We start from the raw sequence: 25357 nt of genomic DNA, 5'->3' as shown, positions 1-25357 counted from the left end.
GGCGGCTCACTCGCTCTTCTGCCAAGGCTGTGCGCGGCTCTGCGGCGCAGCGCCGGCGTTCACCGATTTCAGCACCGCCATGGCCCTGGCGATCCAGCCCGCCGGGTCGGCGCCCTCGCCCATCAGCACGAGAGAGGTGCCGGTCTTGGCGAGGCGGCCATATTGCTCTATGGCCGATTTCGCCACTTCGAGCTGCACGGCCTGATCGCCGCCCTGTTCGGTGATTTGCTTGCGCACGAGCTCGATGGCGCGCGCCTGGCCCTCGGCGCGAAGAATGGCGGCCTGCTTCTCGCCCTCGGCGCGGTTGATCTCGGACTGCTTCACGCCCTCCGACTCGAGCACGGCGGCGCGCTTGTCGCGCTCGGCCTTCATCTGCCGCTCCATCGATTGGCGCAGCGACTCCGGCATCTTTATGTCCTTGATCTCGTAGCGCGTCACATGCGCGCCCCAGAGCTGCGCGGCGTCGGAGACGGCGCGCACGACGCGCTCGTTGATCTCGCTTCTATTCTCGAATGTCTTGTCCAGCTCCATGGAGCCGATCGCCGAGCGCATGCTGGTCTGCGCCAGATTGATGATGGCGCGGCTGATGTCCTGCGCGCCATAGGCGGCGTCCTTGGCGTTGACGATCTTATAATAGAGCACGCCGTCGATCGTCACCGTGGCGTTGTCCTTGGTGATGGCGTCCTGCTCGGGCACGTCGATCACCTGCTCGCGCAGATCGAAAGTGTAGGCGGCGCGCTCGACGATCGGCCAGACGAAATTTATGCCGGCGCCGAGCGTGCGATTGTAGCGGCCGAGCCGCTCGATGACGAGCACGGTCTGCTGGCGCACGAAGCGCACCATTGTCGCGAGCGTGAGCGCCACGACATAGGCGAGCCAGAACAAATGGTTATGGAGGAGGTCGAGCGGCAGGCCGAGCCCGAGATTGCGATCGAAAACGAGCAGAGCGAGCGCGACGGCGCCGGCGATCAGGAGAGGCAGGCCCATGGGGATTTTCCTTTGTATCTTCCGTGAAATCGCGTGTGTGCGGCGGCTCGGGTTCTAACGGCTCCCGCGCAATTTGCCGTGCGTCGGCGCACAGCCGATCGCGTGAACGCGCGTCGACGACGACGAGGCGAGAGTATCACGGCGTGCGCCGCCGCGCCGCGAAGAGAGGCGAAATCGCCCCTTCTCGACAAATCCCCGCTTTGGCGTCATGAGGGAGCCCCATGTTCCGCCCCTTCGTCGACGACTTCCTCGCCTGTCTGCGTTTCTACTCCCGCCTGCCGGTTCCGGCGCCGCGCGGGCATGAGATGCCGGATTTCCGCACGGCGGTGCGGGCGCTGCCGCTCGCCGGCGCGCTGATCGCCCTTGCGCCGGCCGGGACGCTGCTCGCCGCCCGTGCGCTCGGCCTGCCGCCTTTCCTCGCCGCCACGCTGGCGCTGGCGGCGCTCATCGCCGCCACCGGCGCGCTGCATGAGGACGGGCTCGCCGATCTCGCCGACGGGTTCGGCGGCGGCGCGACGCGGGAGGAAAAGCTCGAGATCATGCGCGACAGCCGCCTCGGCTCCTATGGCGCGCTGGCGCTGACGCTCTCGCTGGCGCTGCGGATCGGCGCGCTGACGGCGATCGCGCAACGCGGCTCCTTCGAGGCGGCGGCGATCCTCGTCTTCGTCGCGGCGCTCTCCCGGACGGCGGGGCTGGCGCCGATCATGATCCTCGCGCCCGCGCGCGCCGACGGCGCCGGCCACGCCGCCATGCGGCCGTTCAAGGAGGCGTTGCAGACGGCGGCGCTGCTGGCGAGCGCTTTCTCCATTCTGCCGATCGCGATGGGCGTCTCGCCGGCGACGGCGCTGTTCGCCGGCGCGCTGTCCGTCGGCGCCGCCTATGCGACGGCCAAGCTCGCCGAGCGGCAGATCGGCGGCCTCACCGGCGACGTGCTGGGCGGCGCGCAACAGACGGCGGAGATCGCGGCGCTGCTCGTGTTTTCGAGCGGCGGCTGAGCGCTCAGGCGCTCGCCGCCTCCGCCATGCGCGCCGTCGCGCGCCGCACCTCGTCGACGGCCGACAGCAGCGTCTCGACGCCGGCGCCGGGGCGCGCCGCCTCGCTGGCGAGACGACGACGAAAGGCGCGCGCGCCGGGCTTGCCGGCGAAGAGGCCGAGCATGTGCCGCGTCATGTTGGAGAGCCGCTCGCCGCGCCGCAATTGCGCCTCGACGTAGGGGATGAACGCCTCCACCGCGGCGAATCCGTCCGCGAGCGGCGCCGCTTCGCCGAAGAGTTCCGGGTCGACGCGGAGCAGAAGCTCCGGCTCATGATAGGCGGCGCGGCCGATCATCACGCCATCGACATGGGCGAGATGCGCGCGCATGTCCTCGATCGTCGCTATGCCGCCGTTGATGGCGATGGGCAGATCGGCATAGGCGCGCTTCAGCTCATAGACGAGTCCATAGTCGAGCGGAGGAACGTCGCGATTCTCCTTGGGCGAGAGGCCGGAGAGCCAAGCCTTGCGCGCATGGACGATCAGCGCGTCGCAGCCCGCTGCGACGGCGCGCTCGGCGAGTGTGAACAGCGCCGTTCTCGGCTCCTGATCGTCGACGCCGATGCGGCATTTGACGGTGATGGGGAGATCGACCGCGTCCTTCATCGCCTTCACGCAATCGCCCACGAGATCGGGCCGCAGCATCAGACAGGCGCCGAAAGCGCCATTCTGCACGCGGTCGGATGGACATCCGACATTGAGATTGATTTCGGCATAGCCGAAGGCCGCGGCGATGCGCGCCGCCTTGGCCAGATCAGCCGGATCGGACCCGCCGAGCTGCAATGCGAGCGGCCGCTCCGCCGCGTCGAAGCCGAGCAGCCGATCCCTATCGCCGAAGATCACGGCGCCGGTGGTGAGCATCTCCGTATAGAGCCGGGCGCGGCGCGACATCAGCCGATGGAAGAACCGACAGTGACGGTCCGTCCACTCCATCATAGGCGCGGTAGAGAATATAATATCTTGATTTGTAATAGATTTCATTTTGCTCTCGAGGCCCCGGGTCGGGTCGTGCGCACTCTCCCGCACGCCTCGATACGACACTTTTCGCTCCTTTTCGACTTCTCAGTGCACACAGAGCGCACACGAAATGGCGACGTTCACGAATCCGACGGAAGTCGTCGTCGAACCTGGCGACGTCCTATACATGCCGCCGGGCGTGCTCCATCATGTGCGCAGCCTCGATTGCGCTTTCTCGTTCAATGTGGACTGGCATACGAAGGCCAGCGCTCTGCGTGGAGCGCTGGCCTTCGCGCGCGGAATGCCCGCAAAGAATGTCTACTACAACATGATCATCGCATTCGGATTGTGGAGCGGCGTCTCCGCGAAGCGGCTGCTGCCGTACTATCGACCCTATCTGAATTACGTCTCTTGAAGCCGAGTGATCATATGTGTCCTTTCTCGAGCGTGCGCGCCCGCTGAGCGCGTCTCGGCCTGTGCCGATCGAGGTCGAGAGGGCGTCGATCGAATAACGCGCTTCGGCGTTCGAAACGCAGTCCGATGCCGAGAAAGACGCAAAAAGAATCGCGCTGCACGGGTGGTGACGCTGGCGGCGGCGGCAGGCGGTGCGGCCAGCGATGTTGTACCGGTTCCGCGCGCTCTGATGACAGCGCTCTGATGACAAGCCGACGCCACGGCGCGATGGCGCTTCATGTCGACAGCGCTCCTCGGACCAGCAATGAGACGGTCATCTGGCTTCAAAGCGCGTCGGGCTCGATGATCCTCGCATCATCACGGAGCGCCGCTGTGCCGTCTCGAACATCGATATTCTCGTGGCGCCTCTCCGCAAATAGCGCGGCGGCCGTGCGTCGGCGCCAAAGATGTAATGAAAATACATCGCGACGCTTTTGGGGTCGTGGAAAATTGATGCAAGGCGGCAAAAAAATACGCATATCGATCGATATTACGGCAAGCATCAGCATGTCCTGTAGTCCGGAGATCGTCTGCGCACGGAACAGGGCGCGATGTTAGTATATTGTTTTATCGTGCAGAAACGAGAGCCGATGGCGCGTGGCGCGGATGTCTGCTCCGGACATCGAGCCTGGTCGCCTTTGGTCGTCCGGCTGCTCGACGACAGGAAAATTGCTCATGTAGCGTCCACTTTTCTTCGATCCTCGGCGGAGGCCGAATTTTCCCATTGACGCGGTCTGAGGCGCTGCGCAATGTAACGAAGATAAATATTGATGTCGTTGCGCCGTCGTGGCCGGAAACGACACAATTGCCGCTGCGAGCGGGAGAATTGCGCCATGCAGATGGAATGGTTGTCGACGGCGATCGATTTCGGCGTCATCGGAGTTTTGGCGACGCTCAGCGTCATTGTCGTCGCTGTGGCGCTCGAGCGGCATTTCGCCTACCGCGCGATCGATATAGCGACTTTCACCAGCATCAAGGCGCTCGAGCTGGAATTGACCAAGCGGCTGATCGTCATCGCCTCGGTCGCTTCCAATGCGCCCTATATCGGCCTGCTGGGCACGGTCCTCGGCATCATGCTGACCTTCTATAATTTGGGCCTCGACGCTTCGGCGGACGCCGGCAAGATCATGGCTGGGCTGGCGCTCGCGCTCAAGGCCACCGCCATCGGCCTGATCGTCGCTCTTCTCGCGGTGGTCTCCTACAACATTCTGCTGCGCAGGACGAAGGTCCTGATGCTCAAATGGGAGATTGCCAATGGATGAGAAGCCTTTCGAGACGCTCAATGTGATTCCGCTCGTCGACGTCATGCTGGTGCTTCTCACCATGGTGTTGACGACCGCGAATTTTATCGCGACCGGGCGCATTCCAGTCGCTCTGCCTCACGCTTCTCAGACGCAGGTCGAAAAGCAGAAGGACAAGACGATCGAACTCGCCGCCGACGGCAATATTTATTTCGACGGCCAAATTGCAGCGAAAGAGGAATTGCGGAGCCGCCTCGAGGGCCTGCCGCCCGAAACCGCCTTCCTCATTCGCGCGGATCGCGCCGTGGCTCTTCAGAGCTTCATAGAAGTCGCAGACATTCTAAAGCGGATGAACTTCACCAAAGTCGCCGTTCAGACGAAAGCCGGCCAAAAGTAGAGGCGTCGAACCTATCTTCGAGCCGCGGCGCGCCGTCGGCGCCGCTGATCCCGTGCAGGTCCGGCGCACCTTTCGTCGCCGCCGCGAAGGATGAGGAGGGGCTCGGGCGTCGGAGTGATCGCCGACCGAGTTGGACAGGATATATTCCCTCTTCTGCTTCGCTATGCTTTCCTCAGCGCGTCGAGGGGGCGGGTAGTCTCGGCTCCTCCGAGAGCGCGGGCGGCGGCGCCACCTCTTTCGAAGAACTCTCGGACCCGTCTGCGATCGCGGACGCCTCCATAGGCATCGGTTCGAACAGCGAGGATATTTTCTCGGCTACGATCGCCCAATCGAATTGTTCGTTGGCGATCGCCCGCGCCTTTGCGCGTATCGCATCGCCTCGATCCGTTTCCCAAACGCGCGACTGCAGCAAGGCGCGCAATTCGGTTGCGTTCCGCGCGAAGACGCTCCATCCGTCCGCGCCGACCCCGCGCGCGCCGAATTCATTGGCGACGATGAGACATCCCGCCGCCATATAGTCGAAAAGCTTCAAATTGGTCCCGCCGCCCGAAAACACCAATTGCAAAGCGAAATCTGCGGAGCTCAACAGCGCGATTTTCAGATCCTCATCGACAAAATCGAACCAGAGCTCATCGAAGGGAACCTCGGGCCAGCCGGTGCGGTCGGCTTGCGCGATCGAGCCGATCAAGGCGACAGCGCCGTCGAAGCCGGCCTCGGACAGCAATTGACGCGCTTTGAAGTAGGATTCGACATTCGGGCCGTAGCCGCTGCCCAGGAAGACCGCCAACGGCTTGTCACCGATTTGCAATTTGCTGCGAAGCTCGGCGCGGCTCGCCTTGTCCCAGAGCGGATATTTCGAGCAGTCGACGCCGTTTGGCGCGACCGTGATGAGGCTGCGCGGAACATCGTAGAGCTCGGCCATGCGCTCGGCGTCGCTTTCGCTCACAGCTGTGACGAAATGGGCCTCACGGCACGCCATTCTCTCAGCATAATAGACCCAATCCATGAAGGAAGCGAGTTGGGACGCGCATAGCCCGCCACGGAAATGCTGTTCCTTCACGTCGAATTCGACGTTGAACGACTCGTAGATTTTGATCGCATTCCGCTTCGCGAAGCCGAAGCCCAGGAGCGCGAGATAAGGGTGTGACGAAATCACGACGTCCGCCGCTTCGATGATCCGCCGCGCGTCGCGCACGAACTCGTCCGAGAGGTGATACTCGCGAATACAGAGAACATCATGCGCGAGACGTCGCGTCTTTTCCAAAATATGCCAGAAATGCTGCTGATCGCCGGTCGCCGCCGGGAAGGAGATCACGTCGAAACGATCGGCGAGCTTATAGCGCCGAATGTGGTCGCTTTGGCGATAATCATAGGCGAGAAGCGTAACATCATGGTTTTTGGCGATATTCTTGTAGACGGATACGTAGCGTGTTTGTCCGCCATCGCGGATCGGTGTGATGTCGAATGTGGAAAGGACTACGATTTTCATCGGCTCACGCCTTTCAGCACATCGAGGACGGTTCCTGCGACGCGATCCCAATCGAAGCGAGAAGCTGCCTTGGGCGCATTCGCGGCGAGGCGCGCGCGCAGCGCCGGGTCCGTCGTCAGCGAGAAAAGCCCATCTGCGATGGAGCTCACCGACAAGGGATCGACGAGAACGGCGGCGTTCTGCGCAATATCCTGCATACTGGTTTCCTGCGAGGTCAAGACGGGAACGCCGCACGCCAGCGCCTCCAGCACGGGCATGCCGAAGCCTTCGTAGACGCTGGGATAGGCGACGAACATCGCGCCCGAGTAGAGTGCCGACAGATCCTCATTGTCGACGCCGCTCAGCACCTTCACATGTTCCGAAAGCCCTCGGTTGGCGATCAATCTCATCAATTCGTCGTATCCCCATCCGTGGGAGCCGACGATGACCAGCATCGGCGCATCGTCGACGCTGCGCCGGAATTCATCATAGGCTTGAACCAGACGAAGATGATTCTTTCGCGGCTCGAGCGTTCCGACGTTGAGAATGTAATTTCGGCGCAGACGAAATTTCGAGAGCGCGGCGTCGACTGCGGATGGGGGACGCGGCCCGATCGCGCCGGGGCCGATCCATGTGGTCGTCAAACGTTCCGCGGCGACGCCGGCATTGTCGATGACGTCATTGCGGGTCGTGTCGGAATTGCAGAAAATGTGATCGGCTCGCTTGAAGACATCGACGACATTGGTGAAATTCTCGACCGCATCTTTGCCGAAGAAATTCGGAAACAGGATCGGGATCACGTCATGCGCCCAGCTCGCCAGAGCGAGCCCGGGAATAGCGACCGGAATGAAGTGATTCGCAAAATAGACGGTCGCGCCCATTTCCCGAAGCTCGCGGCCCAGCAGGTTCAAATTCGACGCGCGCCGCTGCTCGGCTGCGGCGCGCGCGACTGCGTCGAAACGACGATCGAAACGTCCATCCGCCAAGCGATACCGGAGCTTCTGCCGGATGTGCACTCCGATGCGAACGCGATCGGCGCGCGGGAAAAGCTCGAGCGGGATTTCGCCGCGTCCGTCGGTCCAGCGCCAGGCGGCTTCCGCATCGTGATAGCCTTTCACGAAACGGGCGTCATCGAAGGAATATTCCTGCGATCCCTTCTCCCATTCGATGACGATTTTGTCGAACGCCACGCCGAGATTGCGGCTGTCCGGAAAATTCAGCGTGTCGCAGGGGCGCGCCTGCCGGCTGCACAAATACATCGCTTGTCGAGGCGTGGCGCCCTCGTAGTGATGCCACAATCCGTCCGACGTCGCCGTCGCCGTGGTCCGCTTGGCCTCGCCGTCGATCTCGAAGCGCACGCGCTCCTTGTCGGTGAGGAGCGGAAAAGAGCCCGCGGGCTTCAGGACGCCGCGATAGATGATCCGCGGCGTGAAGGTCAGCGCCGCCATCGCCTCCGGCCGCACCTCTCCGAAAAAAGGATCGGCGACAAAAACGAATTCGACATCGGGGGCGATTCTGGCGGCGGCGTTCAAGAAGCCGACGGATACGTTGAAAATTCCACCGCTGATCGACTGCTGAAAGGCTCCGGCGTCATATGCGATGATCATGCGTTCAACCCCGCGGAGATATCGACGAACCCCTTCAAGAAAGAAAGCCACTTTCTCACCGTCGCTTCGGAGTAGAAATCGGTCGCTCGGTCGGCCTGCTCGCGAACGATATCGTTGCGCAACGTCTTGTCGCGACGCAACAGCTCCAGATAGCCCGCGGGGATGGAAGGATCGAGCGCGTCGAATTTGACGCCGGCCGGCCCCATTGTTTCGCCCACGGCGGTGCCCGCATAGGCGAGCACGGGACAACCGACGGCGAAGGCTTCGAGCACCGGCACCATGAAGCCTTCGTGCTCGCTCATGGAAAGGAATGCGTCGGCCGCGGCGAACAGCGTCTTGATCGTGAGTCCGCTCGCATTTTGATAGATTTTGACATCGGACAAGACGCCGCCTTGCACCGCCCGCGCGAGCAGAGCATGGAAATATTCGTCGCCCCAGATTTTGCCGGCCAGATGCAGCGACGCCGACCGCCCGAAGAGTTTCTTATAGGCCGCCAGAGTGTCGATCAGGAGGTCGTGCCGTTTATTGGGAACGAAGCGTCCGACGAATACGATATTGACCTCGGATGCGGCCTTTATGTCGAAGTATAATTGATTGTCGAGCTCGCGCGACGTGAAGAAAGCGTCGTTGAAGAAGACCGGGATCGTCTCCGGCGCGCGAAAGCCGAATTCTTTCAGTTCCGCCGTGTTGTAATCGGAATCGCCGACGCCTTTCTCGAAAGCGCTCGCGAAGCGCCGCATCTGCGCGCGGGAGTGGTCGCACATATCGCCGAGCCAGCTCATCGAGCCTTGGTTGCGGAAAAAATGGCCGGGAGTGACGTTGTGATAGATCAGAATCTTGCGAACAGGCAGGTCCAGCAGGCTTTCGAATTCTTCATTGAAAAACGAATAATGCAGCAATAGCAGGTCCGTGTCGCGCCAATCGAGGCGCTTCAACATGGAGAGCGAGAGCGTCGCATAATCACTTTTGGCCAGATTGGAATCTGCGCAGGCCACATAGGATGAAACGCCCCGCTGTCGAAGAAGTTGATGCAGGGAAGAAATGGAGGCTCCGATTGCGTCCGCGCTAATTACCGAGGGATGATATTGAACGACACGTGACATTCATCCTCACTGAGAAGATATTTTCGACATCGAGGCGCCAGGATATGGAGACGGCGTCTCGTTCGAAGTCCGGACGTATTCGAACGAGGCGAAGCATTTTGATTCGTTCATCTCGACGGGACGGCGCGTCACTGCCCGGAAGTCTCCTGCGCCGTCGAAGGGGAGGAGGAGCGCGCCAGAGGTTCGAAAACCTTCATCTGCTGCTCGAATTGTTGCGTCACTCCTGCGACGACCGCTTCGGCGACGTCGTTCATTTCCTGTTTGGCGTCCTCGACGGCCTGCTGCAGCGTCTCTCTTTCTCGCCGCAGGCCATCCACTTCGCCGCCGATCTTGGCGATTTCGGACGAAAGGCGATCGATCGTCGCCGAGAGGGTCGTGATCTGCGCCGAAACCTGCGCGGAAAATTTGAGGAGGTAATTTCTCTGCTCGGTCAAATGAAGCAGCAGGGAGTCCATTGTCGAAACGCCGCCGGTGAACGTAAGTGGCGGCAACTCGCTCGATGTTTCGCCCTGTGGTTGCGATCTCGCGCGTGTGACCAGAGCATGTGCGAATTCGGACAGTCGACGCTTTTCCGTCACCGACATTACTTTATTCATTGGAGCAGTCCATTTTCGTTGCTCTTGCAGCCGGATGTATAATGTGCGCACTCGATATGTCAATGAGCGTTCGGCTCTATGCCGATAGCGATAGACCAAATCTTCCGCGCACGGAAGATATCGGGCGCGACGCTCGAGGGCGAGGCGTTGGCGATGTTTCGGATCGCGAGCAGACGGCGCCGTCGGATTGAGCGCAGAGCGCTTTTTTTGCCATCTCGGCGCCCGCGCGCCAGGCAAACGCGCCAGGCAAATTGGACGCGCGCGCTCGCCCGCGCCGGGGACGCCGACATATTGTCATGCTCCGTGTCGTCGCGTCTCGAGATCGACAGCGCAGGATCGGCGGCGATCGATCCCGTGAGCGCGCCTTTCTCGAGCGTCCGGCGCCCGAGGCGCCCCGCCGGGCGGGTCCGAATTTACCTTTAGGTAATTTAACGCATTGTTAACCATGCGGGCGCGAAATATCGGCGCAGCTGGAGCCCCGTCCGCCGTGACCCGACCTTCGACCCATATTCGTTTTCGCGGCCGATCCTTTCCCGTCTTGGCGCTCGAGCCGGATGCGCCGATCGCCGGCTGGTTCGAGCGGCTCGACGCCTGCCTCGAACATTCGCCGGCATTCTTCTCCCGAAAAGCGATCGTCATCGACGTTTCGAGGCTCGGCCTCGATCGCGACAGCGTGTCGGAGTTCGTCGAGCAGCTGTCCGGGCGGGGCGTCCGCATCATGGGATTGACCGGCGTCGATCCTGGCTGGGCTTGCGACGATCTGCCTCCGATTCTCACCAATGGCCGGGCCATCGCGTCGGGCGAGGGGCCCGCCGAGGGCGTCGAAGGCGCGGCGACGCTGACGCTGGACGAGCGCGCCGCCTTCGACGAGATCGCTCAGACCCTCGGCGGCGGCCAGGCGGGCGAGACGGAGCCGGCCGATCCGGCGGCGAGGAGCGCCGCCCCGCTCGTCGTCGAGACGGCGGTGCGTTCGGGACAGTCGATCTTCCATCCGGACGGCGACGTGATCGTGATCGGCTCCGTCTCCTCCGGCGCCGATGTGATCGCGGGCGGCTCTGTCCATGTCTATGGAACCGTCCGCGGCCGTGTCATGGCCGGCGCCTATGGCGACTCCCGCGCCCGCATCTTCTGTCGCCGCCTCGAGGCGGAGCTTCTCGCCGTGGGCGGCTTCTACATGACCGCCGACGAAATTCGAGACGAGGTGCGTGGACGCGCGGTTCACGCAAGGCTCGAGGACGAAACGATCGAGATCACCAAGCTCGACTGAGAGGGACGGTAAAAAATGCCCAAGATATTGGTCGTCACTTCCGGCAAAGGGGGCGTCGGCAAAACGACGTCGACCGCCGCGCTCGGCGCGGCGCTGGCCCAGTCGAATCAGAAGGTCGCGGTCGTCGATTTCGACGTCGGCCTGCGCAATCTCGATCTCGTCATGGGCGCGGAGCGTCGGGTCGTCTATGATCTCATCAATGTCGCGCAGGGCGACGCCAAGCTGCATCAGGCGCTCATCCGCGACAAGCGGCTCGAAAATCTCTATCTGCTGCCGGCGTCCCAGACGCGCGACAAGGACGCTCTGACGGAAGAGGGCGTACGCCGCGTCATCGACGAGTTGCGCGAGCGGTTCGACTGGATCGTCTGCGACAGTCCGGCCGGCATAGAGCGCGGCGCGACGCTCGCCATGCGCTTCGCCGATGTGGCCGTCGTCGTCGCCAATCCGGAAGTCTCTTCCGTGCGCGATTCCGATCGCATCATCGGTCTTCTCGACGCCAAGACCGAGATCGCCGAGAAGGGCGGCCGCATGGAGAAGCATTTGCTGCTCACGCGCTATGACGCCGGCCGCGCCGCGCGCGGCGAGATGCTGAATGTCGATGATGTGCTGGAGATTCTGTCGATCCCGCTGCTCGGCATTATTCCCGAGAGCGAGGATGTCCTGCGCGCTTCCAATGTCGGAACGCCGGTCACGATCCACAGCGGCACGAGCGCGCCGTCGCGCGCCTACGCCGACGCCGCGCGGCGCTTGTGCGGCGCGCAAGTGCCGATGGACATTCCTTCCGACAAGAAGGGACTTCTCGTCAGACTCTTTGGACGGAGGGCGGCATGAAGCTGTTCAATTTCTTCAATCGCCGCACATCCGCGCCGGTCGCCCGCGAGCGCCTGCAAATTCTTCTCGCGCATGAGCGCGCGTCGGTGTCCAATTCCAACCTCGTCGCGCTGCTGCACAAAGAAGTGCTCGCGGCCGTCTCGAAGCATATAGAGATCGATCCGGACAAGGTGGAGATCAAGCTGCGCGAAGGCGACGCAGTGTCGCTGCTGGAGATCGACATAGAGATATCGGCCAATGCGCCGGCGCGCGACGCGCCCGCGGGAGTCGCTGCTTGAGACAGGCCGCGTGATTTGGAGCGAGCGGTCGTCGGCCGCTCGCTCGCTTCGACCGCGACAGCGGCCTTCCCCCGATGGCCCTCGCGTAATCTACGCAGATTGACGCTCGCCGTCGTCGTCGCCTAAGCCTCCTCGTCATCGACGTCAAAAGGCGTCCTCGTCGAGCGGAGGAAGCGATGGCGGTCTCGGCCGGAAATGCGCGCGCGTTGCGTCTCGCACGCGTCATTCTCGTCAATGTGGCGCTCGCGATCGCTCTGCTCGCCGCGACGGAATTCGTCCTCCATCGTCTCTATAATTGGACCAATCCGTTCCTCGATCACGGCGAGAATGCGCTGCGGTCGCGCGATCCCGTGTTCACCCATACGCTGCGGCCCAATTTCGACGGCTATGACGTCTGGGGGCCGGTCACGCCGCGGATTTTCACCAATTCGCTGGGCTTCAAGGATGGCGCGACGCGCAGCGTTCCCGCGATTTCGGATCGTAAGCGGATCGTCTTCATCGGCGATTCCTTCACCGAAGGCGTCGGGCTGCCCTATGAGCAGACCTTCGTCGGCCGCTTCGCGCAGGCGTTTCCCGAGCTCGACGTGCTGAACGCCGGAGTCTCGAGCTATGCGCCATCCGTCTATTACGAGAAGCTGAAATTCTATCTGGACAAAGGCCTGAAGTTCGACGAGGCGATCGTCTACATCGACATTTCGGACATTCAAGACGAGAGCATTTCCTATCGCTATGATCAGAATGGCGCGCTGGAAATCGGGGTTTTCACGCCAAATCCGGAGCAATGCCTGCCGAGCGCCTATCAGCTGCTGACGCGCTCGCCGCCGGGCTGGCTCGAGAAAAGGTCTTTCGTCGCAGAATTCGTTTCCAATCTCATATTCGTGAAAAAGGCCAATGCGGCGAACGCCGGCGCCAGCCTGCGAGAGCTGATGCAGCCGGGGCGCGTGTATAGTCGCGACTGGAGCCGCGCGGTCTGGACCTTCGACGATCAGGCGAGCTGTTATGGCGAGGCGGGCGTCGCCGGCGGCGTTCGCAAAGCGCTGCGGCAGATGGACCGTCTCCACGCGCTTTTGTCGGCGCAGGGTGTCGCGCTTTCGGTCGGCGTCTATCCCTGGCCGCACCAGCTGCTCTATGATGTCGAAAATTCACGCCAGGCGCAAATCTGGCGCGATTGGTGCGCGGGAAAATGCCGCCGGTTCTTCGATCATTTCCCGGCTTTTTTCCAATATAAGGACACGCATCCCGACTATGTGCGGGATCTGTTCTTTTGGGCCGACGTGCATTTCAACGATCGTGGAAACAGCCTCCTCGCGGATGACCTCGTCGCGCAATACCGCCGATGAGACCCCGGACGTCGGAACGCGAGGCCTCAGGCGAGACGCCGAGGCCAAATCCGCCATCCAAACAGCTTCGCGCGCGGCGCCGAGCTTTCCGAATGCGCGGTTTGAACGTTCGCGCCGCCCAACCCAAATCGCCCCGCCAGTTTCGTTCCCGCTTCCGTCGCGCCGGAACCGCGAGGCCGCGAAACGCCAATTCTTTTTTTTATCGCGGCTTTGATGCGGTTCGATGACGATCGGCGCCGGCTGTTTTTTTCCCGGGGTCTCAGCGCAGGGCCAGAAGGTGGCCGCGTGTCATGCGCTCGACCAAGAGGCTCATGAAGATCGCGCCGATCGCGAACTCCATGACATAGGCTCGGTCCAAGAATCCTACGCCCACTCCGTCGTAATAGGCGAAACGCATCCATTCGATCGACTGCGCGATCGGATTATAGGATTGCATCGTGCGATAGGGCTCCGGAAGATTGTCCGGCAGAAAAATCGTTCCAGACGTGAACCATAGCAGGATGCGGAAGAGCGAATAGACCAGCGACCACATGGGCACGGCCAGAGCCAGCGTGCCGTTGAAAAAGCCGACGCCGATGCCGAGGAGGATAGCGGCGGCATAGGCGTAAGCCGCTTGCTCTATGTCGCGCGGCGTCAGATTCTCGCCGACGGACCATCCGATGATGAGGAGGAGCAGGACGACGGCGCAGGAGGAGAGAACCTCCAGCACGATGCTCGCGAGCAGGACGTCCATCACCTTGACTTCCGGCAGGCTGAAGAGGGCGCGATTCTGAAGGACAGAAGTCATCATGAAGGTCGATAGATAGGCCTGCGCTTGGAATGGGACGGCGCCGGTCGCGATGAACAGCAGCGTGCTCTCTCCGACAGGGGCCATGCGGCTGTTGAATATGAATAAAGTAATGATCAGCAGAGTATGCGCGAGCGGCCAGGCGAGCGCGATCAGATAGCCGAGGCCGTGACCGAAAAACCGGGTGCGAATATTGCGCAGAATGACGGCGAACATGACGCGGCGTTGGCGCTGAAAGGCGTCCATGAGCTCCGATGTCGCGCTTTGCGTGGCGTACATGGGCTAGGCTCCACTCGGTTTCGGCGATGTCCCTGGTCGGGCGGACCGGGGCGAGGACTTGGCCCCGAATTGGATTCGGCCTCGAATAGGTTCCGATTGTGGCGCTCGTGCGGCGCAAATCGCGCGGGGCCGAGCTTCGACTTTCGCTCCCGGATTCCGGCGCCCCGAATTCCGCCGCGGGACTTCGTCGCGCGGCGAAATCGCCGATCGCCCGGCCGCGAGGCGCTGAATGGCGCGCTTTTTGTCGAGAGAGCTTCCTTGATCTGGCAGCGGCTTTCTCTTAAAAAGAATTCGCTGCGCGCTGGCGTCGCTGCGTCGGCGACATCGACTCGGAACGGGTCGTTTCGATGCGCCGCTCCGCGAGCATGACGTCGCGCTGCGCCCTCTCTTTCGGCGCCCTGTCTCGCGGACGATGCTGGAGCAAGATTCTCGACGAAGCGCGTCATCCGGTCTCGGCCTTCGGCTGCGAGATATTCGTCGATATTTGAATATTTCGGCGCGTCGCCGCGCCGTGCTCGCCGAAACAGCGGTCTCCATCGTCATCGCGCGCGGAGAGGGAGGCGCGCTGACGCATGTCGGCTGGCTCGCGCTCGCCGGTCTCGCCGTCGCCTGTTTCGATTTCGCGCAGCTCGGATGGTGGGCGGCGCCGACGCTGGTCTTGTTCGGCGCCTTGGCGCTCGCCGCCGTTTTCGATGCGCGTTTTCTCATCATTCCCGATGGGCCGCTGATCGTCCTGCTGCTGCTGGGCCTCGCCATCCTGCCCTCCGATGGCGGCGAGGCCGCGCTGCGTCTCGCGGCGGCGGCCGGCGGCTATGGGACATTGCGGGCGATCGACGCCGCCTATCGACTGCTGCGAGGACGCGCCGGGCTCGGCCTCGCCGATGCGCATCTGCTAGGCCTCGCCGGCTTGTGGCTCGGGCCGGCGGCTCTGCCCGGATGTCTGCTCATTGCGGTCGTTTCAGCGTTCCTCTCGGCCCTCATCGCGGCGCGGAATGGCGGGCTCGCGCAAATGGCGCAGCCGATTCCCTTCGGCCCGCATCTCGCGCTCGGCTTCTGGCTCGGTTGGAGCCTCGGGCCGCTCGAGGCGGCTCAGAGCGGGTTTTGACATGCTCTCGTGGAGAGCGGAAGAACGTCATCGGCGCCGAAGGCCCCGCGAAGTCGAACGAGGCTCTGGCGCAGCGCCGGGGCGGATGGTAGCCTCGCGTCGTTCCGGGCGCGATGGCGCCGAATAGCGAATGAGCGAGCGGTGATGTCATCGGCGTCGTTCCGGCCGGGGCGCCGCCTCTTCGGGAGGGCGGGGCGCAGGTCGCGTATTTTATGCGTTTTCGCAGCGGTCGCGCCGGCTTGCCTCGTCGCGTCGGCGGCAGATGCGGGAGCGTCCTATTTGTTCGCCACGCCGGGGGCCTGCATCGCTTCGGGGCGCTTCTCGCGAGACGGTTGCAAGAACGCTTTCGCCAATTCGCAGGTCGAATTGCGCGAGAAGGTCCAAAGCTTCGCGACGCGTCGGAAATGCCAGTCGAAATATCGTCTCTGCGAGAAGGACGCCGACGCCGGCGAGGCCTATCGGCCGACATTGCTCGGCGTCGAAATCGCCGTCGGCGGCCGCGAGCCGTCGGCCACGCCCATACTCGCGGTCGAGACGCCGCCGCGCATGTTCGCGGCGCTGCCGATTTCCCGCGCGATCGAGCCGGTGAAGCCTGTTTCAGAAGGCTTCGCGCCGATCGGTCCGGTCGGCCGCTTCCGGGCGAAGGCCGAGCGAGCGGCGGAAGTTTCGCACTCTCGCGACGAGGCGATCGTCGACGTCGATGCGTCGACGATGCGCGCGCCGGCGCCGCCGATGACGCGCGAGTCGTCGGCGGAGCGGCGCCGACGTCTGCGCGCGGCGCCATTCGTCGAGTGACGCGCAAAAACAGGAGAGGCAGGCTTTCCGTCGCGACGGAGGGCGGCTTGACAGCGCTTCGCCCTCGGCGGTCAACTCCGTTTCATGCACAGACGAATCGCCATTTGTCGCGTCTTCGGCCGCCCATGAAAATCGTCGGCCTCTTCGCCGGCGTCGGCGGGCTCGAGCTCGGCCTCGCCCGCGCCGGACATGAATGCGTCATGGTCTCCGAAAATTGGCCGCTCGCCGCGCGCGTGCTCGCGACGCATTTTTCGGAGACGCCCAATGTCGGCGACGTCGCCGCGCTGCGCGCGCTGCCGGGCGAGACGGAACTCGTCACCGCCGGCTTCCCTTGTCAGGATTTGAGCCAGGCCGGCCGCACGCAGGGCATCGGCGGGCGCAAATCCTCGCTGGTCAGCCACGTGTTCCGCCTGCTCGATGCGACGCGCGCGCCCTATGCGCTGCTCGAGAATGTCTCCTTCATGCTGAGCCTCGATCGCGGACGCGCCATGGCGCGGCTGGTCACGGCCTTCGAGGAGCGCGGCTATCGCTGGGCCTATCGCGTCGTCAACACTCTGGCCTTTCTGCCGCAGCGGCGCGAGCGCGTGCTGTTTCTGGCCTCCCGCCTCGCCGATCCTTCCGACATTCTGCTGGTGGACGAGGCGACGCCGCGTCCACGCGCGACGGCGCTGGCGACGCACGCCCACGGCTTTTATTGGACGGAGGGCGTGCGCGGCCTCGGCTGGGGACAAGATTGCGTGCCGACATTGAAGAACGGCTCGACGCTCGGCATCGCCTCGCCGCCGGCGATTCTCTTGCCTTCCGGCGAGGTGGTGACGCCCGATATTCGCGACGCCGAGCGGCTGCAGGGTTTTCCGGCCGACTGGACCGCGCCGGCCGAGGCGCTGGGCCGTCCCGGCTGGCGCTGGTCGCTCGTCGGCAATGCGGTGAGCACTCCAGTCGCGGAATGGGTCGGCGGCCGGCTCGAGGCGCCGGGGCGCTATGATCCGGCCCGCGACGGCGCGGTTTTGGAGGAGGGCGCCCGCTGGCCCCGCGCCGCGCGCTATGACGGCGAGCGGCGCATCGGCGTCGAGATTTCGGCCTTTCCCGTCTGGCGCGAGCGCGAGCCTCTGCATCTATTCTTGAAGCATGAGGGCAAGCCGCTATCCGAGCGCGCCAGCGCCGGCTTCCTCGCCCGCGCCATGCGGGCGAAGCTGCGATTCGAGCCCGGCTTTCGGGAGGCGGTGGCCGCCCATCTCGAGGCGATGCGCGTCCGCCCCGGCCTCGCCGCCGCCCAATGAGGACGCCGCCGGCTAGCGATCCGGCGCGCTCGGCGCTGATGAAGCGGGTGCGGCAGGCCCGCACCGGAGCGGAGGAGGCCGTCGCCGCGGCGCTGCGGCTGGCCGGGCTCCATTATCGGCGCAACGCCAAGGGCCTGCCCGGCGCGCCGGATTTCGCCAATCGCAGCCGGCGCTGGGCGCTCTTCGTCAATGGCTGCTTCTGGCACCATCACAAGAATTGCCGCCGTGGCACGATCCCCAAACAAAACAACGCCTTCTGGCTGGAAAAATTCGCCGCCAATCGCGCCCGCGACGCCCGCAAGGCCAAGGCTCTGAGGGCGTTAGGGTTTCGCGTCGCGATCCTGTGGGAGTGCGAGGCGCTGGACCCGCCCCGCCTGAAAGCGCGCGTCGCCCGGCTCGCCGGGCTGTGGGGGCGGGGACAATTGGACGAGACGCGGTAGAGGGCGGTTCACGCCGATCGCCCACGCTTCTGGCCATGCGCCCGCCGAATTGCTACAAGCCGCGCAGGGAGCGGTCTATATTCCGTTCCAGCCCCTCGAGATTCACCGCGAGCCAGTCGAGCCATGCGCAGCGCCAAATACGAGCGCGACACGAAAGAGACCCGTATCGCCGTCGCCGTCGATCTCGACGGCGAGGGCAAATCCGATATTTCGACCGGGATCGGCTTTTTCGACCATATGCTCGACCAGATCGCGCGCCACGCGCCGCTCGACCTCACCGTCGCGGCCAAGGGCGATCTGCACATAGACGGCCATCATACGGTCGAGGATGTGGGCATTGCGCTCGGCAAGGCGGTGGATCAGGCGCTCGGCGACCGCAAGGGCATCGCCCGCTATGGCGACGCCCATGTGCCGCTGGACGAGGCGCTCTCCCGCGTCGTGGTGGACGTCTCCGGCCGGCCTTTCCTCGTCTTCGACGTCGCCTTTCCGGCGGCCAAGATCGGCGAGTTCGACACGGAGCTGGTGCGCGAGTTCTTCCAGGCTTTCGCCACCAATGCGCGTATCGGCCTGCATGTGGAGGCGCTGCGCGGCGTCAATTCGCATCATATCGCGGAGTGCTGCTTCAAGGGCTTCGCCCGCGCCCTGGGCAAGGCGACAGCGCCCGATCCGCGCCGCGGCGGCGTGGTGCCCTCGACCAAAGGCACGCTCACCGGCTGAAAGGGAGGCGGGCCTATGGCCGTCTACACCGTCCTTATACCCAAGGCCGCGCCGGGCGAGACTCCGCCGCCGGAACGAATCGTCTTTCTGCGCGACGGTTTCTCGACGCCGGCCTTTCTCTTCGGGCCTTTATGGCTGCTGTGGCGGCGTGCGTGGCTGCCGGCCGTCCTATGGACAGCCGCGCTCGCGCTGATCCTCGGCGGCGGCGCGGCACTGGGGATCAATCCTGCGGCGGTCTCGGTCTTGCAGCTGGCGCTCGGCCTGCTGCTCGGTCTCGAAGGGCCGCGGCTCGTCGCCTGGTCGCTCGAGCGCAAGGGTTACACGGAGAGCGCCGTCATGGTGGCCGATAGGATCGACGAGGCCGAGGATGTGTTTTTCGCCAATTGGCGCCCCTCCGGCGTCCTGCCGACGAGCGTGACGCCGCCGCGCGGCGGCCGGGTGGCGATGCGTTCGGTCATCGGCGGCCTGTTCGAGGAGCCGCGCGCGTGACGACGGCGATCATCGATTACGGATCGGGCAATCTGCACTCCGCCGCCAAGGCCTTCGAGCGCGCGGCGCGGGAAGGCGAGGGCGCCGAGATCGCCGTCACCAACGACCCGGAAGTGGTGCGCCGCGCCGAGCGCATCTGCCTGCCGGGCGTCGGCGCCTTTCGCGACTGCCGCAGCGGCCTCTCCGCCCTCGCCGGGCTGGACGAGGCGCTGCGCGAGGCGGTGATCGAGCGCGGCCGACCGTTCCTCGGAATATGCGTCGGGATGCAGCTGATGGCGACGCGCGGCCTCGAGCATGGCGAGGCGGCGGGCCTCGACTGGATCGCCGGCGACGTCGCGGTCATCGAGCCCGCCGACAAGAGCCTCAAAATTCCGCATATGGGCTGGAACACGCTGGAGCTGGCGCGCCCGCATCCGCTCTTTTCCGGCATCCCCACCGGAAAGGACGGGCTGCACGCCTATTTCGTGCACTCCTACCAATTCCTGCCCGCTTCGCCCGACCATATCGTGGCGACGACCGATTATGGCGCTCCGCTGACTGCGGCGGTGGCGCGCGACAATCTCGTCGGCACGCAATTCCATCCCGAGAAGAGCCAGAGGCTTGGCCTCGCGCTCATCGCGAATTTTCTGAGGTGGCGTCCGTGATCCTGTTTCCTGCGATCGATCTCAAAGAGGGTCAATGCGTGCGCCTCGTCGAGGGCGAAATGTCCTCGGCGACCGTGTTCAACGATGATCCGACCGCGCAGGCGCAGGCCTTCGCCGCCCAAGGCTTCGAATATCTCCATGTCGTCGATCTCGACGGCGCCTTCGCCGGCGCGCCGATGAATGCGCTCGCCGTGGAGGGCATTCTCGCCAACATAAAGATTCCGGTGCAACTCGGCGGCGGCATTCGCGAGATGCGCACCATCTCGCGCTGGCTCGACAAGGGAATTTCGCGCGTCATCATCGGCACGGCGGCGGTGCGCGATCCGGCGCTGGTGCGCGAGGCGGCGCGGCTCTATCCGGGCCGCATCGCGGTCGGCATAGACGCCAAGGACGGCTTTGTCGCCGTCGAGGGCTGGGCGCGCCGCACCCATGTCTCGGCGCAGGATTTGGGCCGCAGCTTCGAGGACGCCGGCGTCGCCGCCATCGTCTACACCGACATCTCCCGCGACGGAGTCTTGAAGGGCCTCAACATAGAGGCGACGCTGGCGCTGGCCGAGGCGCTGAGCATTCCGGTCATCGCCTCGGGCGGCCTCGCCTCGCTCGCCGACATAGAGCGGCTGCTGCAGCCCGACTGCAAGAAGCTCGCGGGCGCGATCACCGGCCGCGCGCTCTATGACGGGCGGCTCGATCCGGCGGAAGCGCTGGCGCTGATCCGCCAGTCCCGGCAGGCGTCGACGAACGAGGGATAGAATGCTCAAATCCCGCGTCATCCCCTGCCTGGACGTGAAAGAGGGCCGCGTCGTCAAAGGCGTCAATTTCGTCGATCTGCGCGACGCCGGCGATCCGGTCGAATGCGCCATCGCCTATGACGCCGCCGGCGCCGACGAGCTGTGCTTTCTCGACATCACCGCGAGCCACGAGAATCGCGGCATCATGCTCGACGTCGTGCGGCGCACGGCGGAGGCCTGCTTCATGCCGCTCACGGTCGGCGGCGGCGTGCGCGTCGAGGACGATATTCGCAATCTCCTGCTCGCCGGCGCCGACAAGGCCTCGATCAATTCCGCCGCCGTCGCCGATCGGCAATTCGTGCGCGAGGCGGCCGAGAAATTCGGCTCGCAATGCATCGTCGTCGCCATAGACGCCAAGCGCGTCGGCGATCATTGGGAAATCTTCACCCATGGCGGCCGCCGCCCGACGGGCATAGACGCCGTGGAATACGCCAAGGAGGTCACGAGCCTCGGCGCGGGGGAGATATTGCTCACCTCCATGGACCGCGACGGCGCCAAAATCGGCTTCGACATAGAGCTGACCCGCGCCGTGGCGGACGCCGTCGATGTGCCGGTCATCGCCTCGGGCGGCGTCGGAACGCTGGATCATCTCGTCGAGGGGGTGCGCGAAGGCCATGCTTCCGCCGTTCTCGCGGCGTCTATTTTCCACTTCGGCGAGTTCACCATCCCGCAGGCGAAGCGATATATGGCGAAAGCGGGCATTCCGATGCGTCTCGACGGCCTGGAGCCCTCATGAGCGATTTCTCCCTCGCCGATCTCGCGAAGATCATCGCATCGAAGCGGGGCGCAGACGCCGCGCAATCCTACACCAAGAGCTTGTTCGAGGCCGGCACGCCCCGCATCGCCAAGAAATTCGGCGAGGAGGCGGTGGAGACCGTCATCGCCGCCATGGAGGGCGACCGCAAGAATCTGACGAGCGAGGCCGCCGACACGCTCTATCATCTGCTCGTGCTGCTGGAGGCGGGCGGCGTCACGCTCGCGGACGTTCTCGCCGAGCTGGAGACGCGCACCGTCCAATCCGGCCATGCGGAAAAAGCGTCGCGCGGAGAGCGGAAATGAACGCCGATGCTTATCTGGGGGCCGGCGTCGCGCTGTCGCCCTATCGGCGCTTCACCCGCGCCGAATGGGCGAGCCTGCGCGCCGACACACCGCTCACGCTCACGATCGACGATCTCACGCGGCTCAAATCGCTCGACGATCCGATCTCGCTGGAAGAGGTCATCGAGATTTATCTGCCGCTCTCGCGTCTGCTCGCGCTCTACGTCGCGGCGACGCAAGGCCTGTTCAAGGCGACGCAGCGGTTTCTGGGCGCCGAGGACGGCAAGATGCCCTATATCATCGGCGTCGCCGGCTCGGTCGCTGTGGGCAAATCCACGACGGCGCGCATCCTCAAGGCGCTGCTGTCGCGCTGGCCCAACACGCCGAAGGTGGAGCTCGTCACCACTGACGGCTTTCTCTATCCCAACGCCGTGCTCGAGCGCGACGGCCTCATGGACAAGAAGGGCTTTCCCGAGAGCTATGACAATCGCGCGCTGCTGCGCTTTCTCTCCGATGTGAAGGCCGGCCAGCGCAATGTCGCGGCGCCGGTCTATTCGCATCTGACCTACGACGTCGTGCCCGATGAATTCTTCTATGTCGATCGTCCCGACATTCTCATCGTCGAAGGCGTCAATGTGCTGCTCGCCAGCCGACCGCGCGAGGATGGGCGCGAGATTCCCTTCGTCTCGGATTTCTTCGACTTCTCGGTCTATCTGCACGCCGAGGAGAATGTGCTCGAGCAATGGTATGTGGAGCGTTTCCAGCGCCTGCGCGAGACGGCCTTCCGCGATCCGCTGTCCTATTTCAAGAAATACGCCGATCTCGACGATGCGGAGACCATGCGCGTCGCGAAAGATATTTGGACGCGCATCAATCTCGAGAATCTGCGCCGCAACATTTCGCCGACGCGCCCGCGCGCCAGCCTGGTGCTGACCAAGGGCGCGGACCATCGCATAGAGGAAGTCGCGCTGCGCAAGCTGTGACGCGCGTCAGCCGTCGCGCGCGAGCGCGAGCAGCCGTCGGCAATCTTCCGCGAGGCGGGCCTCGCGAATATTGGCGACGCCGAGCAGCAGGCCGCGCGGCCGCGGCTCTTCCGCATACCATGGCGACAGCGGAGCCGGCGCCAATCCGGCGACGACGGCGCGCGCGGCGATGGCGAGATCGTCGGCGTCCTCCGGCAGATCGAGCTTCAATGAGAGGGCGCAGGCGGAAATCTTCGCGTCTTCGCCCGCAGCTTCGCGTAGCATGATCGTCAACGCATGTCGTCGCGCTGCATAGAGGCGTTTCATGCGCCGCAAATGGCGCAGGAAATGCCCCTCGGCGATGAAGGCTGCGACCGCGCGCTGCGTCGCAGGGGCTGGCGCCGGCGCGAGGCAGGCGGCGATCTGCGCGAAGCGGGCGGCGAGCGCCGGCGGCGCGACGAGGAAGCCGAGCCGCAGCGCGGGGCTCATCGTCTTGCTGAATGTGCCGGCGTAGACGACGCGGCCGTCGCGGTCGAGCGAGGCGAGCGCCGGCGCGGCGCGGCCGTCGAGCTGCAATTCGCCGAGATAGTCGTCCTCGATCACATGAGCGCCCGTCTTGCTCGCCCAGCGCAGCAGCGCGAGCCGGCGCGGAAGCGACATGGCCATGCCGAGCGGCGCCTGCTGGCTCGGCGTCACCGCGGCGAGAGCGGCGCGCGGCGCTCGCCGGACGGCCTCGGCGACATCGAGGCCCTGCGCGTCGACCCGGACGGGGACGATCTTCAATCCGGCGAAACGCAGCGCCTCGCGCGTGACGGGAAAGGCCGGATCCTCGAGCCAGGCCTCGCGCCCTGAGATCGGCAGAGCGCGCAGCGCGAGGCCGAGCGCGCCGAAATAGCCCGTCGTCACGATCACCTGCGCCGGCGCGCAATGGAGTCCGCGCGCTACGGCGAGATAGGCGCAGATCGTGCGGCGCAGTTCCATCTCGCCGCGCGGGTCTGGATAGGCGAGCGGCGCGGCGGCGGCGGCGCGGGCGGCCTGCGCCGAGAGCCGCGACCATAGCGCATGTGGAAAGGCGTCATGCGCCGGAAGGCAGGGCCGAAAGAGCAGCGGCGCGCGCTCGTAATCCTGAAACGGCCATGACAGGGGCGGCGCAGCGGGCGCCTCGGCCTGCCTCGGGTCCAGAGGCGGGCGTTCGGCGACGCGGGTGCCGCGCGCGCCGTCGGCCTCCGCCAATTGCTCGTCGACGAGCCGCTCATAGGCCGCTCGCGTGGTGCCGCGCGCGACGCCGAGCTGAGCGGAGAGATCGGTCCAGGAGGGTAGGCGCGCGCCGGCCGCGAGCCGCTGCTCGACGATGGCCGCGCGAATGGCGGCGTAGATCTGCTCGGAGAGAGGCGTCTTCGCCTTGCGGTCAATGTCGATCGGCAGCGGCTGCATCGGCGAATGGTACAAGAATTTGCTCGAATCTCGATGCTTTTTTCTGGCTCGAATGGCGTGCATGGTCCGCTCGCCCCGAATGATGGAGCCCAGCCATGCGCCCTGTCGCATTTTTTCTCTTCGGTCTGCTCGCCCTCGCGCCGCCCGCCGCGGCGCATGACGCCTCCGGCCCGCAGGTCACTTTGCTGTCACGCGCGGAAATTCCAAATCTGCCCGGCAAGAGCCTCGTCAGCGTGATGGTCGTCTATCCGCCCGGCGGCAAATCGCCGCCGCATCGCCACGCCGCTTCCGGATTCATCTACGCCTATGTGCTCGCTGGCGCGATGCGCAGCGCCACGGACGCGGGCGCGGCGGAACTTTTCCGCGCCGGCCAGAGTTGGTTCGAGCCGCCGGGCGCGCGCCATGTCGTGAGCGAGAACGCGAGCGACACAGAGCCGGCGCGATTGCTCGCTATATTCGTCGTCGATTCGAGCGAGACGCTTCTGACCCTTCCCGATGCAGGAGAGAGAGAATGACCAGCCGCCTCGATTACAATCACGCTGCGCCCGAGGGCATGAAGGCGCTCGGCGCCGTGCATAGCTATGTCGGCGCGAGCCTCGGCAAGGCGCTCGCCGAGCTCGTCTATCTGCGCGTCTCGCAGATCAACGGCTGCGCCTATTGTCTCGATCTGCATACGCGCGCGCTCGTGGCTGAAGGCTTTTCCGTGGAAAAGCTCGCGCTGGTCTCGGTCTGGCGCGAGGCGGAGGCGCTGTTCTCGGAGCGTGAGCGGGCCGCTCTCGCCTGGGCGGAGACGGTGACGAAAGTCGCCGAGACCACCGTGCCGGACGCGGAATTCGCGGCGGTCTCGGCGCAATTCTCCGGGAAGGAGCTCGCCGATCTCACTCTCGCGATCAGCCTGATGAACGCCTATAATCGCATGGCCATCGCTTTTCGCGCGACGCCCGCTGCGGCGAAGCGCGCCGCGCAGGGGTGACGGCGCGGCCGACATACGCTCTGGCCCGGAACGGAGCAACGCGCTAAGCCCAGCGAGGCATTCCGTTCC

At 64.6% G+C, this 25357-nt stretch carries 29 protein-coding genes; 21 read left to right on the top strand and 8 right to left on the bottom strand.

Annotated elements, in window-relative coordinates; translation table 11 throughout:
- Positions 1 to 6 precede the first annotated feature (6 nt).
- Entirely contained in the window at positions 7 to 987 is a 981-nt protein-coding gene (locus KP010_RS18215) for an SPFH domain-containing protein (protein WP_142863004.1), read from the bottom strand.
- Between the two features lie 221 nt (positions 988 to 1208).
- Between KP010_RS18215 and cobS the strand changes: the two genes are divergently transcribed.
- On the top strand, positions 1209 to 1982 hold the full coding sequence (gene cobS / locus KP010_RS18210; protein WP_142863005.1) for an adenosylcobinamide-GDP ribazoletransferase: 774 nt from the start codon (positions 1209 to 1211) through the stop codon (positions 1980 to 1982).
- A gap of 4 nt (positions 1983 to 1986) precedes the next feature.
- Here the strand turns inward: cobS and dusA are convergent, their stop codons facing one another.
- Positions 1987 to 3000 (bottom strand): tRNA dihydrouridine(20/20a) synthase DusA, encoded by a 1014-nt coding sequence (dusA, locus tag KP010_RS18205; protein WP_142863006.1) that lies wholly within the window; start codon positions 2998 to 3000, stop codon positions 1987 to 1989.
- 106 nt (positions 3001 to 3106) lie between these two features.
- Between dusA and KP010_RS18200 the strand changes: the two genes are divergently transcribed.
- The 3 genes from KP010_RS18200 (at position 3107) to KP010_RS18190 (ending at position 5067) form a co-directional block, all read left to right on the top strand.
- A complete protein-coding gene (locus KP010_RS18200) occupies positions 3107 to 3391 on the top strand; it encodes a cupin-like domain-containing protein (protein WP_142863007.1) in 285 nt (94 codons plus the stop codon).
- A gap of 871 nt (positions 3392 to 4262) precedes the next feature.
- The gene (gene exbB / locus KP010_RS18195) at positions 4263 to 4691 is read left to right on the top strand and encodes a TonB-system energizer ExbB (protein ID WP_142863008.1); all 429 of its coding nucleotides are present in this window, start codon (positions 4263 to 4265) and stop codon (positions 4689 to 4691) included.
- Positions 4684 to 5067 carry a biopolymer transporter ExbD gene (locus KP010_RS18190; protein WP_142863009.1) on the top strand — a complete coding sequence of 128 codons (384 nt, stop codon included), beginning with the start codon at positions 4684 to 4686 and terminating at the stop codon, positions 5065 to 5067. Before exbB ends, KP010_RS18190 begins: the two co-directional genes overlap by 8 nt.
- 172 nt (positions 5068 to 5239) lie before the next feature.
- Here KP010_RS18190 and KP010_RS18185 read toward each other — a convergent pair whose 3' ends face one another.
- From KP010_RS18185 to KP010_RS18170, 4 genes are all read right to left on the bottom strand, one after another.
- The gene (locus KP010_RS18185) at positions 5240 to 6556 is read right to left on the bottom strand and encodes a glycosyltransferase (RefSeq protein ID WP_142863010.1); all 1317 of its coding nucleotides are present in this window, start codon (positions 6554 to 6556) and stop codon (positions 5240 to 5242) included.
- Positions 6553 to 8142: a glycosyltransferase family 1 protein gene (locus tag KP010_RS18180; RefSeq protein ID WP_142863011.1), complete on the bottom strand. Its 1590-nt coding sequence runs from the start codon at positions 8140 to 8142 to the stop codon at positions 6553 to 6555. The genes KP010_RS18185 and KP010_RS18180 overlap by 4 nt, the downstream gene beginning before the upstream one ends.
- Entirely contained in the window at positions 8139 to 9137 is a 999-nt protein-coding gene (locus tag KP010_RS18175) for a glycosyltransferase (RefSeq protein WP_185966498.1), read from the bottom strand. Before KP010_RS18175 ends, KP010_RS18180 begins: the two co-directional genes overlap by 4 nt.
- A 236-nt stretch (positions 9138 to 9373) precedes the next feature.
- Entirely contained in the window at positions 9374 to 9841 is a 468-nt protein-coding gene (locus KP010_RS18170) for a hypothetical protein (RefSeq protein WP_142863013.1), read from the bottom strand.
- Between the two features lie 487 nt (positions 9842 to 10328).
- On the opposite strand from KP010_RS18170, the gene minC reads away from it, so the two are divergent.
- The 4 genes from minC (at position 10329) to KP010_RS18150 (ending at position 13557) form a co-directional block, all read left to right on the top strand.
- Positions 10329 to 11108 carry a septum site-determining protein MinC gene (minC, locus tag KP010_RS18165; RefSeq protein ID WP_371824218.1) on the top strand — a complete coding sequence of 260 codons (780 nt, stop codon included), beginning with the start codon at positions 10329 to 10331 and terminating at the stop codon, positions 11106 to 11108.
- A gap of 15 nt (positions 11109 to 11123) precedes the next feature.
- Entirely contained in the window at positions 11124 to 11939 is an 816-nt protein-coding gene (gene minD / locus KP010_RS18160; RefSeq protein ID WP_108916739.1) for a septum site-determining protein MinD, read from the top strand.
- Positions 11936 to 12217 (top strand): cell division topological specificity factor MinE, encoded by a 282-nt coding sequence (minE, locus tag KP010_RS18155; RefSeq protein ID WP_108916740.1) that lies wholly within the window; start codon positions 11936 to 11938, stop codon positions 12215 to 12217. Before minD ends, minE begins: the two co-directional genes overlap by 4 nt.
- Before the next feature lie 176 nt (positions 12218 to 12393).
- The gene (locus KP010_RS18150) at positions 12394 to 13557 is read left to right on the top strand and encodes an SGNH/GDSL hydrolase family protein (RefSeq protein WP_142863014.1); all 1164 of its coding nucleotides are present in this window, start codon (positions 12394 to 12396) and stop codon (positions 13555 to 13557) included.
- Between the two features lie 259 nt (positions 13558 to 13816).
- On the opposite strand, the gene KP010_RS18145 is transcribed toward KP010_RS18150, so the two are convergent.
- The gene (locus KP010_RS18145) at positions 13817 to 14623 is read right to left on the bottom strand and encodes an ABC transporter permease (protein WP_142863015.1); all 807 of its coding nucleotides are present in this window, start codon (positions 14621 to 14623) and stop codon (positions 13817 to 13819) included.
- 511 nt (positions 14624 to 15134) lie between these two features.
- On the opposite strand from KP010_RS18145, the gene KP010_RS18140 reads away from it, so the two are divergent.
- The 11 genes from KP010_RS18140 (at position 15135) to coaA (ending at position 22902) form a co-directional block, all read left to right on the top strand.
- The gene (locus tag KP010_RS18140; RefSeq protein WP_246659851.1) at positions 15135 to 15728 is read left to right on the top strand and encodes a prepilin peptidase; all 594 of its coding nucleotides are present in this window, start codon (positions 15135 to 15137) and stop codon (positions 15726 to 15728) included.
- A 279-nt stretch (positions 15729 to 16007) separates the two neighbouring features.
- Positions 16008 to 16523: a hypothetical protein gene (locus tag KP010_RS18135; RefSeq protein WP_142863017.1), complete on the top strand. Its 516-nt coding sequence runs from the start codon at positions 16008 to 16010 to the stop codon at positions 16521 to 16523.
- 104 nt (positions 16524 to 16627) lie between these two features.
- Entirely contained in the window at positions 16628 to 17803 is a 1176-nt protein-coding gene (locus tag KP010_RS18130; RefSeq protein WP_246659852.1) for a DNA cytosine methyltransferase, read from the top strand.
- Positions 17800 to 18243, top strand: coding sequence for a very short patch repair endonuclease (locus tag KP010_RS18125; protein WP_142863018.1), 444 nt, complete (start codon positions 17800 to 17802; stop codon positions 18241 to 18243). The genes KP010_RS18130 and KP010_RS18125 overlap by 4 nt, the downstream gene beginning before the upstream one ends.
- 123 nt (positions 18244 to 18366) lie before the next feature.
- Positions 18367 to 18960, top strand: a complete 594-nt coding sequence (gene hisB / locus KP010_RS18120) for an imidazoleglycerol-phosphate dehydratase HisB (protein WP_142863019.1) — start codon at positions 18367 to 18369, stop codon at positions 18958 to 18960.
- Between the two features lie 15 nt (positions 18961 to 18975).
- Complete coding sequence (locus tag KP010_RS18115) at positions 18976 to 19449, top strand: DUF2628 domain-containing protein (protein WP_142863020.1); 474 nt, start codon at positions 18976 to 18978, stop codon at positions 19447 to 19449.
- A complete protein-coding gene (hisH, locus tag KP010_RS18110) occupies positions 19446 to 20093 on the top strand; it encodes an imidazole glycerol phosphate synthase subunit HisH (RefSeq protein ID WP_142863021.1) in 648 nt (215 codons plus the stop codon). Before KP010_RS18115 ends, hisH begins: the two co-directional genes overlap by 4 nt.
- Complete coding sequence (gene hisA, locus KP010_RS18105; protein WP_142863022.1) at positions 20081 to 20842, top strand: 1-(5-phosphoribosyl)-5-[(5-phosphoribosylamino)methylideneamino]imidazole-4-carboxamide isomerase; 762 nt, start codon at positions 20081 to 20083, stop codon at positions 20840 to 20842. Before hisH ends, hisA begins: the two co-directional genes overlap by 13 nt.
- Before the next feature lies 1 nt (position 20843).
- Positions 20844 to 21617 (top strand): imidazole glycerol phosphate synthase subunit HisF, encoded by a 774-nt coding sequence (hisF, locus tag KP010_RS18100; protein ID WP_018264699.1) that lies wholly within the window; start codon positions 20844 to 20846, stop codon positions 21615 to 21617.
- A complete protein-coding gene (locus tag KP010_RS18095; protein WP_142863023.1) occupies positions 21614 to 21940 on the top strand; it encodes a phosphoribosyl-ATP diphosphatase in 327 nt (108 codons plus the stop codon). The genes hisF and KP010_RS18095 overlap by 4 nt, the downstream gene beginning before the upstream one ends.
- Positions 21937 to 22902 carry a type I pantothenate kinase gene (gene coaA, locus KP010_RS18090; protein ID WP_142863024.1) on the top strand — a complete coding sequence of 322 codons (966 nt, stop codon included), beginning with the start codon at positions 21937 to 21939 and terminating at the stop codon, positions 22900 to 22902. The genes KP010_RS18095 and coaA overlap by 4 nt, the downstream gene beginning before the upstream one ends.
- A 6-nt stretch (positions 22903 to 22908) precedes the next feature.
- On the opposite strand, the gene KP010_RS18085 is transcribed toward coaA, so the two are convergent.
- Positions 22909 to 24315 carry a PLP-dependent aminotransferase family protein gene (locus KP010_RS18085; protein ID WP_142863065.1) on the bottom strand — a complete coding sequence of 469 codons (1407 nt, stop codon included), beginning with the start codon at positions 24313 to 24315 and terminating at the stop codon, positions 22909 to 22911.
- A 95-nt stretch (positions 24316 to 24410) separates the two neighbouring features.
- Between KP010_RS18085 and KP010_RS18080 the strand changes: the two genes are divergently transcribed.
- Positions 24411 to 24830 (top strand): cupin domain-containing protein, encoded by a 420-nt coding sequence (locus tag KP010_RS18080; RefSeq protein WP_142863025.1) that lies wholly within the window; start codon positions 24411 to 24413, stop codon positions 24828 to 24830.
- The gene (locus tag KP010_RS18075) at positions 24827 to 25288 is read left to right on the top strand and encodes a carboxymuconolactone decarboxylase family protein (RefSeq protein WP_142863026.1); all 462 of its coding nucleotides are present in this window, start codon (positions 24827 to 24829) and stop codon (positions 25286 to 25288) included. Before KP010_RS18080 ends, KP010_RS18075 begins: the two co-directional genes overlap by 4 nt.
- Positions 25289 to 25357 lie beyond the last annotated feature (69 nt).

This window comes from Methylosinus sp. KRF6, from assembly GCF_018887255.1.
GTDB lineage: Bacteria > Pseudomonadota > Alphaproteobacteria > Rhizobiales > Beijerinckiaceae > Methylosinus > Methylosinus sporium.
This window is presented reverse-complemented; position numbering and strand designations above follow the sequence as displayed.

What these genes read in the sequence shown, in the direction of transcription:
- KP010_RS18085 (WP_142863065.1), bottom strand. Translation starts at nt 24,315, where the DNA reads ATGCAGCCGCTGCCGATCGACATTGACCGCAAGGCGAAGACGCCTCTC.
- KP010_RS18215 (WP_142863004.1), bottom strand. Translation starts at nt 987, where the DNA reads ATGGGCCTGCCTCTCCTGATCGCCGGCGCCGTCGCGCTCGCTCTGCTC.
- KP010_RS18080 (WP_142863025.1), top strand. Translation starts at nt 24,411, where the DNA reads ATGCGCCCTGTCGCATTTTTTCTCTTCGGTCTGCTCGCCCTCGCGCCG.
- KP010_RS18190 (WP_142863009.1), top strand. Translation starts at nt 4,684, where the DNA reads ATGGATGAGAAGCCTTTCGAGACGCTCAATGTGATTCCGCTCGTCGAC.
- KP010_RS18200 (WP_142863007.1), top strand. Translation starts at nt 3,107, where the DNA reads ATGGCGACGTTCACGAATCCGACGGAAGTCGTCGTCGAACCTGGCGAC.
- coaA (WP_142863024.1), top strand. Translation starts at nt 21,937, where the DNA reads ATGAACGCCGATGCTTATCTGGGGGCCGGCGTCGCGCTGTCGCCCTAT.
- minD (WP_108916739.1), top strand. Translation starts at nt 11,124, where the DNA reads ATGCCCAAGATATTGGTCGTCACTTCCGGCAAAGGGGGCGTCGGCAAA.
- hisF (WP_018264699.1), top strand. Translation starts at nt 20,844, where the DNA reads ATGCTCAAATCCCGCGTCATCCCCTGCCTGGACGTGAAAGAGGGCCGC.
- KP010_RS18150 (WP_142863014.1), top strand. Translation starts at nt 12,394, where the DNA reads ATGGCGGTCTCGGCCGGAAATGCGCGCGCGTTGCGTCTCGCACGCGTC.
- exbB (WP_142863008.1), top strand. Translation starts at nt 4,263, where the DNA reads ATGCAGATGGAATGGTTGTCGACGGCGATCGATTTCGGCGTCATCGGA.
- KP010_RS18125 (WP_142863018.1), top strand. Translation starts at nt 17,800, where the DNA reads ATGAGGACGCCGCCGGCTAGCGATCCGGCGCGCTCGGCGCTGATGAAG.
- KP010_RS18170 (WP_142863013.1), bottom strand. Translation starts at nt 9,841, where the DNA reads ATGAATAAAGTAATGTCGGTGACGGAAAAGCGTCGACTGTCCGAATTC.
- KP010_RS18095 (WP_142863023.1), top strand. Translation starts at nt 21,614, where the DNA reads ATGAGCGATTTCTCCCTCGCCGATCTCGCGAAGATCATCGCATCGAAG.
- KP010_RS18145 (WP_142863015.1), bottom strand. Translation starts at nt 14,623, where the DNA reads ATGTACGCCACGCAAAGCGCGACATCGGAGCTCATGGACGCCTTTCAG.
- KP010_RS18180 (WP_142863011.1), bottom strand. Translation starts at nt 8,142, where the DNA reads ATGATCATCGCATATGACGCCGGAGCCTTTCAGCAGTCGATCAGCGGT.
- dusA (WP_142863006.1), bottom strand. Translation starts at nt 3,000, where the DNA reads ATGAAATCTATTACAAATCAAGATATTATATTCTCTACCGCGCCTATG.
- KP010_RS18115 (WP_142863020.1), top strand. Translation starts at nt 18,976, where the DNA reads ATGGCCGTCTACACCGTCCTTATACCCAAGGCCGCGCCGGGCGAGACT.
- cobS (WP_142863005.1), top strand. Translation starts at nt 1,209, where the DNA reads ATGTTCCGCCCCTTCGTCGACGACTTCCTCGCCTGTCTGCGTTTCTAC.
- minE (WP_108916740.1), top strand. Translation starts at nt 11,936, where the DNA reads ATGAAGCTGTTCAATTTCTTCAATCGCCGCACATCCGCGCCGGTCGCC.
- KP010_RS18185 (WP_142863010.1), bottom strand. Translation starts at nt 6,556, where the DNA reads ATGAAAATCGTAGTCCTTTCCACATTCGACATCACACCGATCCGCGAT.
- KP010_RS18075 (WP_142863026.1), top strand. Translation starts at nt 24,827, where the DNA reads ATGACCAGCCGCCTCGATTACAATCACGCTGCGCCCGAGGGCATGAAG.
- hisB (WP_142863019.1), top strand. Translation starts at nt 18,367, where the DNA reads ATGCGCAGCGCCAAATACGAGCGCGACACGAAAGAGACCCGTATCGCC.